The sequence below is a fragment of the Gracilibacillus sp. JCM 18860 genome (genome assembly GCF_055395245.1).
Genome location: NZ_AP043868.1, coordinates 1,501,282 through 1,516,709, shown reverse-complemented (window position 1 = coordinate 1,516,709; position 15,428 = coordinate 1,501,282). Strand labels below are relative to the sequence as shown.

The 15,428-nt window shown below is 35.2% G+C and carries 13 protein-coding genes; 10 read left to right on the top strand and 3 right to left on the bottom strand.

Annotated elements, in window-relative coordinates:
- Positions 1-91: 91 nt before the first annotated feature.
- From ACZ5R4_RS07850 to pdaA, 6 genes are all read left to right on the top strand, one after another.
- The gene (locus ACZ5R4_RS07850) at positions 92-1,240 is read left to right on the top strand and encodes an NAD-dependent epimerase/dehydratase family protein (RefSeq protein ID WP_109985582.1); all 1,149 of its coding nucleotides are present in this window, start codon (positions 92-94) and stop codon (positions 1,238-1,240) included.
- 48 nt (positions 1,241-1,288) lie between these two features.
- A complete protein-coding gene (locus tag ACZ5R4_RS07845; RefSeq protein ID WP_109985581.1) occupies positions 1,289-2,437 on the top strand; it encodes a glycosyltransferase family 4 protein in 1,149 nt (382 codons plus the stop codon).
- Between the two features lie 19 nt (positions 2,438-2,456).
- Positions 2,457-2,924: a GtrA family protein gene (locus tag ACZ5R4_RS07840; RefSeq protein WP_109985580.1), complete on the top strand. Its 468-nt coding sequence runs from the start codon at positions 2,457-2,459 to the stop codon at positions 2,922-2,924.
- Positions 2,925-2,967: 43 nt separating this feature from the next.
- Positions 2,968-3,360, top strand: a complete 393-nt coding sequence (locus ACZ5R4_RS07835; RefSeq protein ID WP_054861545.1) for an OsmC family protein — start codon at positions 2,968-2,970, stop codon at positions 3,358-3,360.
- Between the two features lie 56 nt (positions 3,361-3,416).
- Positions 3,417-4,187 carry a YfkD family protein gene (locus ACZ5R4_RS07830; RefSeq protein ID WP_464368296.1) on the top strand — a complete coding sequence of 257 codons (771 nt, stop codon included), beginning with the start codon at positions 3,417-3,419 and terminating at the stop codon, positions 4,185-4,187.
- Between the two features lie 88 nt (positions 4,188-4,275).
- Positions 4,276-5,064, top strand: coding sequence for a delta-lactam-biosynthetic de-N-acetylase (pdaA, locus tag ACZ5R4_RS07825; RefSeq protein ID WP_277678267.1), 789 nt, complete (start codon positions 4,276-4,278; stop codon positions 5,062-5,064).
- 42 nt (positions 5,065-5,106) lie between these two features.
- On the opposite strand, the gene ACZ5R4_RS07820 is transcribed toward pdaA, so the two are convergent.
- On the bottom strand, positions 5,107-7,194 hold the full coding sequence (locus tag ACZ5R4_RS07820; RefSeq protein WP_109985576.1) for an RNA degradosome polyphosphate kinase: 2,088 nt from the start codon (positions 7,192-7,194) through the stop codon (positions 5,107-5,109).
- A 141-nt stretch (positions 7,195-7,335) separates the two neighbouring features.
- A complete protein-coding gene (locus tag ACZ5R4_RS07815; RefSeq protein WP_464368295.1) occupies positions 7,336-8,865 on the bottom strand; it encodes a Ppx/GppA phosphatase family protein in 1,530 nt (509 codons plus the stop codon).
- A gap of 88 nt (positions 8,866-8,953) precedes the next feature.
- Here ACZ5R4_RS07815 and ACZ5R4_RS07810 point away from each other — a divergent pair, with 88 nt between their 5' ends.
- On the top strand, positions 8,954-9,826 hold the full coding sequence (locus ACZ5R4_RS07810; protein ID WP_109985574.1) for a DNA-3-methyladenine glycosylase family protein: 873 nt from the start codon (positions 8,954-8,956) through the stop codon (positions 9,824-9,826).
- A gap of 59 nt (positions 9,827-9,885) precedes the next feature.
- Here the strand turns inward: ACZ5R4_RS07810 and ACZ5R4_RS07805 are convergent, their stop codons facing one another.
- The gene (locus ACZ5R4_RS07805) at positions 9,886-11,241 is read right to left on the bottom strand and encodes a tetratricopeptide repeat protein (RefSeq protein WP_054861549.1); all 1,356 of its coding nucleotides are present in this window, start codon (positions 11,239-11,241) and stop codon (positions 9,886-9,888) included.
- A gap of 460 nt (positions 11,242-11,701) precedes the next feature.
- Between ACZ5R4_RS07805 and ACZ5R4_RS07800 the strand changes: the two genes are divergently transcribed.
- The 3 genes from ACZ5R4_RS07800 to ACZ5R4_RS07790 all read left to right on the top strand — a co-directional run bounded on the left by ACZ5R4_RS07800 (position 11,702) and on the right by ACZ5R4_RS07790 (position 15,428).
- Positions 11,702-13,822 (top strand): ATP-dependent Clp protease ATP-binding subunit, encoded by a 2,121-nt coding sequence (locus ACZ5R4_RS07800; RefSeq protein WP_464368294.1) that lies wholly within the window; start codon positions 11,702-11,704, stop codon positions 13,820-13,822.
- A gap of 435 nt (positions 13,823-14,257) precedes the next feature.
- A complete protein-coding gene (locus tag ACZ5R4_RS07795) occupies positions 14,258-15,091 on the top strand; it encodes a dimethylarginine dimethylaminohydrolase family protein (RefSeq protein WP_464368293.1) in 834 nt (277 codons plus the stop codon).
- A gap of 115 nt (positions 15,092-15,206) precedes the next feature.
- Positions 15,207-15,428, top strand: a complete 222-nt coding sequence (locus ACZ5R4_RS07790; protein WP_054787301.1) for a PLD nuclease N-terminal domain-containing protein — start codon at positions 15,207-15,209, stop codon at positions 15,426-15,428.

Below are 15,428 nucleotides of genomic sequence, written 5' to 3'. Positions count from 1 at the left end.
TTATAATTTTATTCTTTTTTTGACTATGATACTATGAAATAGAATTACTTTAGTTTGAAAGACTTATATGAGAAAAAGAGGTGTCGTATTGATGAAGATTATCGTAGCAGGTGGAGATGGTTTTTGTGGATGGCCTACCGCACTTTATTTATCTAAAAGAGGCCATGATGTTTCTATTATTGATAGCATGGTAAGAAGAAAGATTGATAGTGAGCTACATTCTAATTCACTTACACCAATTGCAAGTCTTGAAGAACGAGTTGCAAAATGGAAAGAACTAACGGGAAAAGAAATCCGAATTTATGAAGGAGATCTTGTGCATTACGATTTCTTAAAAGAAGTTTTGAAAAGAGAAGAACCAGATGCTTTTGTCCATTTTGCTGAACAAAGATCTGCTCCTTACTCAATGATTGATCGAGAACATGCGGTGTATACTCAGACGAATAATGTAACCGGTACACTGAATGTTCTTTTTGGTATAAAAGAATTGGTCCCTGATTGTCATTTGATAAAGTTGGGTACACTAGGAGAATACGGTACTCCAAATATTCAGATAGAAGAAGGCTATATCGAAATCGAACATAAAGGTAGAAAAGATGTACTACCATTTCCGAAACAGCCTGGCTCCTTCTATCACCTGTCAAAAGTACATGATAGCCACAATATTATGTTTGCTTGTAAGATCTGGGGCATCCGGGCAACAGATTTAAACCAAGGAATCGTTTATGGATTAGATACAGAAGAAACACGACTTGATCCCGTACTAACCAATCGATTAGATTATGATGGGGTATACGGTACCGCATTAAACCGATTTATTATTCAATCAACAGTTGGTCATGACCTAACTGTGTATGGAAAAGGCGGACAAACAAGAGGCTTTTTACATATTAAAGATACCGTACGCTGTATTGAAATTGCAGCTGAAAATCCTGCAGATCATGGCGAATTCCGAGTCTTTAATCAATTCACAGAAGAATTTAGCGTTGGAGATTTAGCAAATAAGGTCCAAAATGTAGCACAACAAGAAGGATATCAAGTCAACATTTCGAATTTAGAAAATCCAAGAGTAGAGCTTGAAGATCACTTTTTCCATGCAGAAAATACGAAATTAAAAGATCTTGGATTGGAACCACATTTATTAGATGATGAAGTGATAAGAGAAATCCTTAAAACAGTAGAAAACCATAAGGATCGTGTCATCGAAGCGAATATTTTACCAAAAGTTACTTGGAAATAATATGTTGGCTCTCCTGACAAATTCCAAATTCTGAAGGATGATTTCCGAATGAAAATTTTACTGATCACCGAAACATTTTTACCTTCAACCGACGGTGTCGTAACACGACTAACCAATAGTATCCGATATTTCATTAAAGCTGGGCATCAGGTGCAGATTATTGCACCTGATCTCGGTGTGTATGAATTTGAAGGTGCTAAGGTTATTGGTGTTAAGGCCCGTCGTTTATTCTTTTATCGTTCTAAACTATTTGCCTTTCCTACACCAAAAGTAAAAAAGATGATTCGAGATTTCGATCCTGATGTTATGCATGTTGTCAATCCTGCACTTATTGGGGCAGCGGGTATTTACTATGGAAAAAGGTTAAACTATCCATTGCTTGCTTCCTTCCATACGCAAGTACCCAAATATGCTGACTACTACCATTTATCGATTTTTAAAGGATTGCTATGGTGGTATTTTCGGAAATTACATAACAATGCTGATCTAAATCTTTGTACATCTCAGGTAGTGCATAAAGAACTGGTGGAACAGAACTTTAAAAATTTACATGTATGGAAACGCGGAGTAGATACCTCCTTATTCCATCCACGTAATTTTCATAAAAAAATGCGGGAGACTTTATCTGGCGGCCATACAGATAAAAAACTTTTACTCTATGTTGGGAGATTGGCTCCAGAAAAAGAAATTGAAAAGATTAAGCATGTGTTAGAGGCATCATCAGAGTTCGTATTAGCTATCGTGGGGGATGGTCCACATCGCAGTTCATTAGAGCGGCATTTTGCTGGAACGAATACTGTCTTTACAGGGTTCTTGCATGGACAAGCACTAGCTGAGGCTTATGCTTCCTCAGATGTTTTTGTATTTCCATCAACAACAGAAACGTTAGGCTTAGTGATAACGGAAGCAATGGCTTCAGGTCTACCAATTGTTGCAGCGAAAAGTGGACCGACCTGTGAACAAATCAGTGATGGTCAGACGGGTTTACTATATGATCCAAATAGGAAGGAAGACTTTACAACAACTATATTGCAATTCGAAGATGAAACATTAAGAAAAAGGTTAGCAAAAAGGGCAAGAGAAGAGATTGCAGAGATGGGTTGGGATGAACAATCGAAGCAGGTATTAAATTTTTATCTCCAACTAGCGGGCAAAAAGAACAACAGCTATCAAGTATCGAAAAAGCAAAACAAATAATAGAGGTTAGTGTCTTGTTATGAAGCGTTCAAAAGAAACGAATAATAAACGAAAAAGTGGTCCCTTTCAGTTTTTACAATTCGGCGTAATCGGGATTGGTAATGCATTAATTGATATTGGTACCTTAAATCTTTTATTAATCCTATTTTATACTGAGGATCGAATGATGCTAACTATCTATAATTCCATCTCGTATACTTTAGCAATAGCGAATAGTTATTTCTGGAATGCGAATATTACCTTTAACCGTACATCGAAAGGGAGTAGCTACCAAAGAATCGGTTTTTTAATTCAAAGCATGATTAGTTTAGGTATAAGTAACGCTGTATTTATTGGATTAAATAATTTCTTGGAATGGCTACATGTTCAAAACTGGTTAAGATATAATATTGCAAAGGGACTAGCAATGCTATTATCTTCATTAGCCAGTTTTTTTATGGTGAAATACATTGTATTTAAAGATTATAAAAGATCTACTAGAAAATAATATGCTGGAAAGTTACAATAAATTCCTTAATAGGAGGGTGGACATGGATTTCTATGTGAAAGAAGGAGGAGTAAGGACCAAGCTTCCCTATGATCAGTTAGACATTTCTGGAAATGAAGAATTCGGATTTCGTCCATTTCAACTAATGGTTGCGTCTGTGGCAGGCTGTAGTGCTTCTGTATTCCAAAAGATTCTCACTAAAAAACGCATCAATATCGATGATTTAACTATATCAGCAGAGGTAAAACGGGATCCTATACAAGCTAACAGGATTAGCTCTATTTCCCTGACATTTATGGTGAAAGGACATCATTTAGACCGGGATATTTTAGAGAAGAGTCTAGAGATTGCAAAAAAAAATTGTTCGATGATACGTACAATAGAGAACTGTGTAGACATTACTGAAAAACTAGAAATTATTCCACTTAGCAAATAATGTATAATTTTCCTATCCTTTTGTCAAACTAAGCAAAAAACGAAAGGGCGAGAGCGATGGAGAAAATAGGGCTTACGGTTGTGCTTTGTTTAATGACACTTAGTGCACCACTATTAGTAACGGCAAAAGAAAAAATACCTGAAAATGTTGAATCGATTAAGGAAGAGAATACGTATCATCAATCAAATAACAAAGAAAAACAGGTTAAATTAGACAAATCGGTTAAAAAATTATTGGATGATGAAGATATAAAGATCGAAAATGAGAGCTTAATCAAGATGCTGAATGAAACGAAAATAAAACCATCCTTCTTTTCTATAGGTTATCGCGGCAATATTTATTTAGGTCATTGGCCATTAAATTATGAATCGGAGAAATCAAACATTAAGTGGGATTTTCAATTAGTTAACACAAATGAAGTGGAAAATAAAAGTGTTGAAAATGATGAAGAGATTTATTATCAGCAGTTAGAAGAAAAACGCGTAAATGGTGGATTGACTGCCAAAGTAGAAAAGCCTGACCAAATAAAGCAGCTTATTTTAAAAGAAGCAAAGAAAAGTTATTCTTTACCACTTTCCTTCCAGACTGTGTTTGGCGAAGATACGAAATTAAGTAAGACATATGAGGTTCCCGCGGGTCAAAAGGGTGAATTAGCTGCATATGTTCCTGCTTTACTAGAAAAAGGAGAAGTAACCTTTGGGGAGGTTTATATTGAATTAAGAGGGACAAAGAAAAAGATTGTGATTCAGAATGTAACGAAGCAGGAGGTAGGTGCCTTTATTCCTGTTAAGAACTATGTTACTTTACAATACCTCCCAAAGGGGTAAATTGGTAATTATACCATTATTATTATAATAGGGTAAAAGCATAACTTCATCCGTTCACGGGAAGCTAAAAATAAAAAAGGTGATTTGGATGAAAAATTCTTATGTAATCTTATTGGTAATATTTTGTTTCAGTTTTTTTCCACTGCAGGCCTATGCCAATAGCTATGGTTGGGGATACAAAAAAACAACAGATCATACTCAACCAGAAGTGGGAAAATATAAGCCGATTCTAGAGAAATATAATAGCTATTATGTCGATCCCTCAGGAGATAAGCATGTTTATTTAACCTTTGATAATGGCTATGAGGCAGGATATACAGAACAAATTTTAGATGTGTTAAAGGAAAAGAATGCACCAGCAACGTTCTTTCTGACTGGCCATTATGTAGAGGATCAGCCTGAGCTAACGAAGCGAATGCTTGACGATGGTCATACAATTGGAAATCATTCAGATGGTCATCGAGATTTTACGAAGCTTTCTAAGCAGGAATTTACAGAAGATCTTGAGGTTTTAACGAAAAAAATTAAAAAGGTATCAGAAGATGCCAATGTTCAGTATGTACGACCACCAAAAGGAACTTTTAATGAGCAATCATTACAATGGGCGAACGAATTGGGTTATACACATATTTTTTGGTCTTTAGCCTTTGTAGATTGGAATGAAGGCTCAGAAAAAGGCTGGAAGAATGCCTACGATCAAGTGATGGAACAAATACACCCAGGTGCCATTATTTTGATGCATACTGTATCTAAGGACAATGCGGATGCTTTAAGCTATCTTATTGATGATTTACGTAAGAAAGGCTATGAATTTAAAAGCTTAGACGATTTAATGCTAAAACAGCTTTTACCACAGTCTGTACTAGGTTTCGAATAATTTTCTATTGACGGGGATTTTTGTGCAAAAATCCCCGTCCTTTTATTCTTCATCTTCTAAAACTCTGTACGCCATATCAAATAATGTTAACTGGCTATCCATTATAGGCTCAGCGGATTGATCTTTAATATGAGTATAGCTTCCATCACTATCTTGGATGCGCGCTTTTGCTGTATCATGTAGCATAATTTGCAGTATATGATAAATTCTTGATTTAATTCTCCCCTCAAAAATAGGAAACATTATCTCCACACGTTTTACCATATTTCTAGTCATAAGGTCAGCAGAGGAAAGAAACAGTTTTTCTTCTCCATTATGATGGAAATAGTAAATCCGACTATGCTCAAGAAACCGTCCAACAATACTCCTTACCTGAATGTTGTCACTCACTCCATCCAAGCCTGGTTTTAAACAGCAAATTCCTCGAATAATCAAATCAATTTGAATACCAGCCTGAGAGGCTTCATAAAATTTTTGGATTAATGGTTTATCTGTTAAGGAATTCATTTTGGCAATGATTCTCCCATTACCATATTGTTTCTGATAATGAATTTCTGTATCTATATATTGAAGCAAATCATTTCTAATATCAAATGGTGCCATGGATAGATGATGAAAGGTTGGTTTTTCTGTATAACCACTTAAATAATTAAAAAAATTAGTAGCATCAATCCCAAATTTGCGTTTTGTCGTTAAATAAGACATATCTGTATAAAACTTTGCCGTTTGATCATTATAGTTACCTGTTCCTAAATGGACGATTCTTTCAATTTTTTGATTGGTTCGTCTTACAATTAAGGTGATTTTACTATGTGTTTTTAAGGAAATCATTCCGTATATAACATGACATCCAGCCTTTTCAAGTTCTTTTGCCCATTGAACATTATTCTCTTCATCAAAACGTGCCTTTAATTCCACAAGGACGGTCACTTGTTTTCCCATTTCCGCTGCTCGCTTTAACCCATCAATGATCGGAGAGTCGCCACTTACTCGATACAAGGTTTGTTTAATTGCTAATACATTTGGATCAGTAGCTGCTTCGCTTATTAAATCTACAACAGGTTCAAATGATTCGTATGGATGGTGTAGGAATACATCTCGTCTACGTACAGCATCATAGATACTTTCGTCTTCATAAATATCCTGGGGAGGCTGGGGGATTAAGGTTTGATAAATTAGCTGATCAAAATCCTTTTTAACATGGTTGCAGAAATCAGATAAAAAGGTCAAATCGAGGGGACCGTCTATCACGTATAAATCTTTATGATGGATTTCTAATACATGTAGTAAAAAATCAATCATTTTTGGACATTGTGCACGGGCATCGACCTCTAGACGAACTGCCGCCCCCCATTTTCGTTTTTTAAGTTCCTTTTCAATTTCCTTTAATAAATCCCGTGCCCCTTCCTCATGTATAGTCATATCGGCGTTTCGAGTAATGCGAAAAGTAGTTGTTGATTTTACTTGATAGCCTTTAAAAAATTTGCCGATAAAATAACAGATTAAGTCCTCTAACAATATATAGTCATGTCCTGAATTTACTTGGATAAAACGATCCAGTAATGCAGGTACTTGAACTATAGCTGTTTTAACAGCTTGATCATATAAATCCTCAAGTCGAACCGCTAAATTGATCGACTTATTTAAGAGCATAGGAAATGCCCTATATGCATCGATAGCCATTGGGGTAAGCACTGGAAAGATTTGATCATCAAAATATATCTCTAACATGTTGATTTGTTCAACTGTTAGATCTTCCATTGATAAAATCTTTATATTCGTTTTACTTAATGAATCGTGAAGTAGCTTATATATATCATATTGTTCCTCAACAAGCTCATGATTAAAGGAAGAAATATAAGCAAGCTGTTCCTTAGGTGTTAGCCCAGATTTATTATCCTTCCGATTATATCCTGCCTTCACTTGATCCTTTAATCCAGCCACCCTTACCATAAAAAATTCATCTAAGTTAGATGAGAAGATGGCGAGGAATTTTAAACGTTCTAATAATGGATTACTTTCATCAGCGGCTTCTCCTAAAACTCTTCTATTAAAAGAAAGCCAGCTAATTTCTCTATTATTATAATAGGTAGGATGACCTAGCTCTTCTTTCGTTTCAATTGTAGCCATTCAAATCATTCCTTTTTCGTGAACTATGAACATTTGTTAGTAGTGGTTAATGAGATGATAGACTCACCATTACTTTTCTATCATAACGCTATGAAAAGGAATTTTTGTTAATGCTATGTTAATTTCATGTAAATTAATTCTTTACAATTTTGGCTTGAAGATTAATTCAATATCTGTTTTCACTATTTTCTCGAGATGCTTTTTTTGTTTTTCTGCCTGGTATTCCTCTGGTGACCAATCACCTATACACTCTAGCTCAAATATAAATCTATCTTGCTTTCTTGTTATCGATAAATCAGTAACAATCTGTCTTCTCGTAGCATCTAAGCAATAAGTAAATTTTAATATAGCTCCAAGATGACGAAGCTTTTTACGTTCTTCCTTTAGAAACCATGTTTTGTATGGCTTTATAAATTGTTTGAATAACGTATTATTTTTATAGGATGCAATCAAGGCAATCATTAATCGCTCGCGATGCATTAACCCATCAATCGTACGGTTTGCAAGTAAATAGAACGTATGCTGAGCACTTGCTTCTGCATCAATGTATTCTCCTAAATGACACAAATAGCTCGCTCGTTTTAATAAAGACCAATCTTTCTTGCTAAGATGGATTACACCATTGTCCTTCAAATAGTGAAATAGCCTACGAGTAAGGTATTGGACATGAATGATTTGCTTTGGATCAAGGTTATAATCATTAATTAATTCTTGAATGCTATCTTCCAACACATTAGGGAAGAGTAGAGACCCCATCTCCTTTGACAATTGCTCAAAGAATACACCATCTCGTAATCCTTTCCTACTGAGAATAAAGCAGTCTGCTTGGATGGTTTGATATAGTGTATGGAAAACCTCTATAGCAGGAATGATAATGTCTGCTCTGTCCTTCGATAATCCTTCTACTTTTAATAGTTCTTCCTTGTTCCGTGAGGTTAAATAATGACTAACTGTTTGGATGTCTGTATCATACATCTTATATTGATGGAGTCCTGCTAGCGGATATTTTTTCAGATTTTGTTCGATTTGCACAAGGTTCCGAGCACTTCCACCAATAGCAATTAACGGAACTTCTTTTCCAACTAACCATGGCAGATGATGGAATTCCTTACTTAGAAAATGATGAAGTTTTTCAAGCTCTTCGTAAGTGGGAATATCCTTCTGGAAAAATTCCTTAAGAGTTAATGCTCCAAATGGGAAGCTGTGTGATTCGACTAGTTCTCTTTTTCTAAAATAAGTGACTTCGGTACTACCACCACCAATATCGACGGTAATACCAGTTTCAATAGAAGTAGAGTTTACTACAGCTAGAAAACCATAGAAGGCTTCTTCCTTTTCAGATAAAATGCGCATATGAAGATTCGTTTTTTCCTTCACAATTGCTTGAATATCTAGTTGATTCTCAGCTTGTCTAATTGTAGCTGTAGCAACACATACGATCTCTTTTAAATCATAAGTAGCCAATACATGCTTAAAGCTAAGTAATGTCATGATGAGCTTATCTATCCCTGCATTTGTTAATTGGTTGTTTGTATCCAAGAATGTTCGAAGTCTCGCTACTGCCTTTACATTTTCAACCTCTTTTAACCGACCACCTTTTTCTCGTAGATAGATAACTAAGCGCATAGTATTCGAACCGATGTCAATTATGGCATAATATTGCTTTTTCATTGTAACCACCTATTTTTATTGTTGTGTATTTGGTTTGATTATACCATAATGGAAAGAAAATACTGAAAAAGGAAAAGGTGTGTCTGTAATGTGGAAAGAGCAAATTGATCTAACATCATCTTATGATTTTGATTACATACTTATGCGTTTGGCTATGGATCCACTAAACAATATTAATAAATTGGAGCGAAGAATTACAATTCCTCTCAGAGTAAAAAATAAAAATACATTAGTAAAGGTCACCTCCCTAGGTACGACGGAGAAACCGAGCTTTCTATTGGAAGGAAGTCAAGAGGAACAAAAGGCGACGGTATTGGAACAAGTTAAAAAAATCTTTGCATGGGATGAGGATTTACAGGCAATTCAAAAATTCTTTGAACAGACTGACCTAAAGCAATTATTTAAGAAATATCCTTATACACCACTTGTAAAGGAATTTGATTTGTTTAGCAATCTAATGAAAACAATAATCCACCAGCAATTAAATATGTCTTTTGCCCAAACTTTAACTGAGCGATTTGTGAAAACATATGGAGAAAAAGTAGAAGACACATGGTTTTATCCGGAACCAGACAAGGTTGCAGTGATTCCATACGAAAAGCTGCAAGCAATGCAATTTAGTAGAAGAAAGGCAGAATACGTCATTGATACTGCCAAACAAGTTGTTCAAGGTCATATTAATCTCTCTACCTTCGAGACAAAAAATGATGAAGAAGTCATTTCAACATTGACGAAATTGAGAGGAATTGGCCCATGGACAGCCCAGAATTGGCTCATGTTTTCTCTTGGTAGGAAAGATCTTTTTCCAGTAGCAGATATAGGGGTGCAAAATGCATTAAAGAAGTATTATGATCTAGAAAAGAAGCCAACCCGTGATAGGATGCAAGGCTGGAGCGAGAAATGGAAGCCTTACCGTTCCTATGCAACGATGACACTGTGGAGAAGTATAGAGGAACGGTAAGCACGAAGCGCACAAGCCATCAGTGGGGAAAAACTCTCCACTGATGGGAGCTCAATATATTACGAAGGCATGTTAAGTAAGAGCTGTTGATAATTGTTGGCTTGTTCTTTATCACCGATAGCCTGATAGCTTTTTTGTAAATATTGTAGTGATTTAGGATTTTCAGGATTTAACTCCATTTCCCATTCAAAGCACTGAATAGCCTTCTCGTATTGCTCGAGTTCAAAGTATAATTCTCCTAACGCGAGTTGCTCATCAGGATTGTTCTCATATTGGCCCATTTTACATAGTTTTCTCGCAATAGGTAGCTTTGTATTTGGAAGCTTTTCCACTAATTCTTCGATCGAATAGAAGGGCAGTAGCTTAATAATACAATGATGGATTAATGGCTCTAATTGAGCCGAATCTTCGATAAGTTCACTTAACAAAGGAAATATCTCCTCTGTGTATCGCGACAGCTGTTTTCCATTCATTTGGTGTATAGCATTTACTAACAAATCAAGAGGTATTGCTATTTTTTGCTTTATTAGATGATGGACGATGGTGGTGTATGCTTGTTTTGATTCGAGTTTATTGTAGATCGTTAAGCAGCTAGGATCGTGTTCAAGGAGCTTCTCCCACAACGAAATGATGCAGTCATCAGGTAATAGGTCTTCGATTAATGTATCGAATTGCTCTATAGCTGAAATGCTAATAGGAGGCAGATTTTGAAGGATATGATCATAGTTAGCAAAAAGTATATCAAAAACTCTGTCTTCTTTTTGTAATAATCGTATCACTCGGTTAAATTGGGTAGTAGATAATTGTTGTTGAGAAAGCTTTGCTTCTAGATAAAGGGCGTCGTTATCGAAGGAAAGATCTGTCATTTCATCATACAGAACTTTATATTTTTGAAAATCTATGTGATGGATCATGTCACTTGCAAATCGATCATGAGGTCGTACTTGTGCATAAGTTATGAGGGTACTAAACGCTTTTTTTAGTTGTCCATTTCTTCTATATTGGTAGAAAACTTTTTTGCAAAGTGCTTGAATCTTCTTCTCATTAATAAAGTTGTCGAACATGGATAGTATATATAGCATTTCGTTATCGTTATATTTATCTTTTAGTTTTTGAAACATTTGATTGAATGAAATGGTGCGATAGTTTTGAATAGTGGATACAAAAGCTTCAGTGAGAGGGTGTGTAGCATTGTAAGTAGTTCCATAACGGTATGCAGTAGCTAAAAAGCTGTTCCTTCTTACTTCGGTAGTTTTCTTACCATTTATACACTTATTCTTATAAAAAATCACTGTGTAATATTGATTGTTTTTACTAATAGCATCTAATATTTTGGCCTGTTTGAATATCGTTAATTTTGTTACTGTCATTGGGATTTTTTTCTTGTTATGATGTAAAAGGTTAATTTTGACCATATAAAACAACTCCTTAATACCAGGATACGTTTATTTTAACATAGTTAATTTTTTCAATAAAGCGGGACTTTAACATTAATAGATAGAATTAGTCGTAGAGCTCGGTTAAATGTAAATTGTTTGTAATGTTTTATGGAAATGAGATATTTATGGATACGGTTATGCTATGATAGAAAAAAAGCTAACTAGGAGGAATACAATGCTAAAAGAAGTGATTTGGTCAATAATTTTAGCATTAGCCTTTATTTTTATCCCTTTTGGAGTTGTTATATAAAATATAGATACTTAATCAATAGAGCCAATCTACTATAGTAGGTTGGTTTTTGTTTTTTAAATTTAAAGAAAAAAATTTGAGCAAAAGTCTTGAAAGTCAAAAAAGGTCAAAGTATAATATGAGTTACATAAAGGTCAAATATAGTCAAAGTCAAATTGACCTTTAAAATTGAAGGAGGAATGAATGATGAAATGTCAGCATTGTGGTATTCGTCAAGCAACAATTAATGTAAGCCTTCGATTTAATGACCAAACACAATCCTTGCATGTATGTGAGACATGCTTTCAAGAAATACAAAACAAAGCACAAAATCCATCTGGAATGTTTGGAGACAAAGGATTTGAAGGCTTCTTTGCAGGAGGAGCAAGTGGTTCTCATAAGGCAACTTCCAGTACTTATACGACGAATGGATCTAACGGAAATGGGTTACTAGATCAACTTGGTAAAAATTTAACAGATGCAGCAAGAGCAGGTTTAATTGATCCTGTTATTGGGCGTGATAATGAAGTGAAGCGAATAATAGAAACATTAAATCGTAGAAATAAAAACAATCCTGTACTAATTGGTGAACCTGGTGTTGGGAAAACAGCAATTGCTGAGGGATTAGCACTAAAGGTTGTGGAAGGAAATGTTCCAGCTAAGCTTTTAAATAAAGAAATCTATATCCTTGATGTCGCATCTCTTGTAGCTAATACAGGGGTTCGAGGACAATTTGAAGAAAGAATGAAACAACTTGTATCAGAGTTGCAAGAACGTCAAAATGTTATTCTTTTTGTTGATGAAATTCATTTGTTAGTTGGGGCAGGAACTGCTGAAGGATCTCAAATGGATGCAGGAAACATCCTAAAGCCAGCATTAGCACGTGGTGAGCTTCAATTAATTGGAGCTACTACCTTGAAAGAATATCGAAAAATTGAAAAGGATGCAGCACTTGAACGTAGATTCCAGCCAATTATCGTAAAAGAGCCTAGCATGGAGGAAGCTGAGCAAATCTTGCTAGGGTTGAAAGAACGATATGAGAACTACCATAAAGTTAGCTATCCAGATGAAGTACTTCGCGCTGCAGTAGTACTATCTAAACGCTATATTCAAGATCGTTTCTTACCTGACAAAGCAATTGATCTACTTGATGAAGCTGGGGCTCGTTTAAACCTAGCGGTAGCAGAAACAGACCATGATTCATTACAGCAACGACTTGATGAAATTGCCAAAGAAAAAATGGAGGCAGCAGAACAAGAGGATTATGAACGAGCAGCAAATCTACGCCACCAAGAGATTAAATTAGAGAAAAAACTAGAAGAACAAACAGAATCACCAAAAGCTGTCGTTTCTATTGAGGATATTCAACAAATAATAGAAGAAAAGACAGGAATTCCTGTGCGGAAAATTCAATCAGATGAACAGTCTAAGATGAAAAATCTAGCACAAAACCTAATGGGAAAAGTAATAGGACAAGAAACAGCTGTCAATAAAGTAGCTAAGGCCATTCGTCGAAGTAGAGCAGGCTTAAAAGCAAAAGGTCGTCCAATTGGGTCCTTTTTATTCGTTGGTCCAACTGGTGTAGGTAAAACAGAATTAACCAAGGCACTCGCTGAAGAATTATTTGGTACAAAGGATGCCATGATTCGCCTTGATATGAGTGAATATATGGAGAAACATGCCGTTTCCAAAATTATTGGTTCGCCACCAGGATATGTAGGTCATGAAGAGGCTGGACAATTAACAGAAAAGGTCCGCCGCAATCCTTATAGCTTAATATTGCTTGATGAGATTGAAAAGGCACATCCAGATGTGCAGAATATGTTCCTACAAATTATGGAGGACGGTCACTTAACAGACAGTCATGGTCGAACCGTAAGCTTTAAAGATACGGTGATTATTATGACAAGTAATGCAGGAACAGGTGTGAAAAATATAACTGTCGGATTTAATAGTGACAACAATGAAGCAGTATCAACACTTGAAAATTTAAGTGATTATTTCAAACCTGAATTCTTAAATCGTTTCGATGCAATCATTCCTTTTAATGAGTTGACAGAAGCTAACTTATTAGCGATTGTCGATTTAATGATTGCTGAACTAGAAGAACACCTCAAAGACCAAGATTTAGATATAACTATATCTAAAGAAGCCAAACAATATATCGCGGATAAAGGCTATGATCCACGTTTTGGTGCAAGACCATTACGACGTGTTATCCAAGATAAAGTAGAAGATGGAATCACAGATGTTGTTCTTGAGGAGGAAGAAGTCAAGAAATTAAAAATTGTCTTTGAGAACAATGATATTGTGGTGAAAAAAGCATAAGAAGGAATTAAAACTCTAGCCAGAAACGGCTAGAGTTTTTTATTGGGGTTTGTGGAATCTGAGTTTAATGCAATATATTACATAACAAAAGGAAGCACGATAGACTAGATAGGAAAGTCGACCGTGCTTGTTTAATAGTATTATTTCATTTTATGCAAACATTATTGAAATATGACTCTGAAGGTTAAAATGACAAAGGTAAAAAAATTAGGGTTTTTCATTCTTTTTCGTTTCATGTAAATCCCTCCATTTTTTATTGTAACTCAAGAGTAGCATCGAAAAAGAGAGGGTGAAATGAATTTGTTAGAAAATGTACCCACCTTTTTCCTGAAGGATTCTGTCTGGAATAGAAACAAACTATAAAGAATGAAAGTATCATTTTTTGGTATAATAAAAGCATGATTTTATTATCTTACAACAGAGGGGGCGCTAGATTTGGTATTTCAACAAAATGAATTCGACGTATTAGAAAAAGTAATGGTGTGCCCACCAACCTATATGAGAATTACAAATGTTATAAATGAAACACAAAAATTTTATAAAGACGAGAATATAGATGTAGAAATTGCCAATAGACAGCATGAGCAATTTGTGAGAACCCTAGAGGAACATGGCGTTAAGGTGCTATCCATTGATCCTAAAGAAGAACTAAATGAACAAGTTTTTACACGTGATATAGGCTTTACAATTGGTGATACGGTTTACATATCGAAGATGGGGAGTGAAATAAGGGAACATGAAGTCGAGCTCCTAGAAGAATTTTTGAAAAATAGAAATTTTAATTACATGAAATTAACTACCCCTTCCATTGAAGGAGGAGATGTAGTACTTGCGGGAGATAGAGTATGGATCGGTATTAGCGAAAGGACCACCTATCAAGCTGTCGATGCTCTTCAGGAAATAATTCAAGATAGGAAACTCATGCCTATACCGATTAGTGAAGACATTCTCCATTTAGATTGCGCATTTAATTTGCTCAGTGAGAAAGAAGGTTTAATATATACATCAGCATTCAAACAAAGAGAACTGGATAGATTAATGGAAATGTATGATCTAATCGAAGTTTCGGATGATGAACAGTTTACACTTGGTACCAATGTCTTTTCGATTGGTAATAAAACAGTGATTTCTCTTCCTGAAAATAAAAATGTTAACTCTGAATTACGTGCCAGGGGTTATCAGGTTATAGAGGTAGAGTTTTCAGAGGTAATCAAATCTGGTGGAGCATTTCGTTGCTGTACATTACCAATAAGAAGGACAAATAGATAAAATATTGGAGCTTGGTGACATACCAAGCTTTATTTCATTGTGTTAACCATTCGTATCACTTTTTTGAAACCTTTTATTCACCTTAAACGTAACAAGGATTAGGAGGTGAGTCTTTATGCAAGATTTCACTAATGGTTCGATAGAAGATCTGGTAGAATTCCTCCCTATTATTGCTCCACTTATACTTATTCAATTGATTTTAATGATTATTGCAATTATTTCACTTATAAAGGCGGATGACACAAATGGTCCTAAACCTATATGGGCAGTAATTATTGTTTTTCTCACTTTTATCGGTCCAATCTTATATTTCATTGTTGGAAGGAGACAGTCATAA

Coding starts and splice junctions, on each gene's coding strand:
- ACZ5R4_RS07850 (WP_109985582.1), top strand. CDS start 92: ATGAAGATTATCGTAGCAGGTGGAGATGGTTTTTGTGGATGGCCTACC.
- ACZ5R4_RS07845 (WP_109985581.1), top strand. CDS start 1,289: ATGAAAATTTTACTGATCACCGAAACATTTTTACCTTCAACCGACGGT.
- ACZ5R4_RS07840 (WP_109985580.1), top strand. CDS start 2,457: ATGAAGCGTTCAAAAGAAACGAATAATAAACGAAAAAGTGGTCCCTTT.
- ACZ5R4_RS07835 (WP_054861545.1), top strand. CDS start 2,968: ATGGATTTCTATGTGAAAGAAGGAGGAGTAAGGACCAAGCTTCCCTAT.
- ACZ5R4_RS07830 (WP_464368296.1), top strand. CDS start 3,417: ATGGAGAAAATAGGGCTTACGGTTGTGCTTTGTTTAATGACACTTAGT.
- pdaA (WP_277678267.1), top strand. CDS start 4,276: ATGAAAAATTCTTATGTAATCTTATTGGTAATATTTTGTTTCAGTTTT.
- ACZ5R4_RS07820 (WP_109985576.1), bottom strand. CDS start 7,194: ATGGCTACAATTGAAACGAAAGAAGAGCTAGGTCATCCTACCTATTAT.
- ACZ5R4_RS07815 (WP_464368295.1), bottom strand. CDS start 8,865: ATGAAAAAGCAATATTATGCCATAATTGACATCGGTTCGAATACTATG.
- ACZ5R4_RS07810 (WP_109985574.1), top strand. CDS start 8,954: ATGTGGAAAGAGCAAATTGATCTAACATCATCTTATGATTTTGATTAC.
- ACZ5R4_RS07805 (WP_054861549.1), bottom strand. CDS start 11,241: ATGGTCAAAATTAACCTTTTACATCATAACAAGAAAAAAATCCCAATG.
- ACZ5R4_RS07800 (WP_464368294.1), top strand. CDS start 11,702: ATGAAATGTCAGCATTGTGGTATTCGTCAAGCAACAATTAATGTAAGC.
- ACZ5R4_RS07790 (WP_054787301.1), top strand. CDS start 15,207: ATGCAAGATTTCACTAATGGTTCGATAGAAGATCTGGTAGAATTCCTC.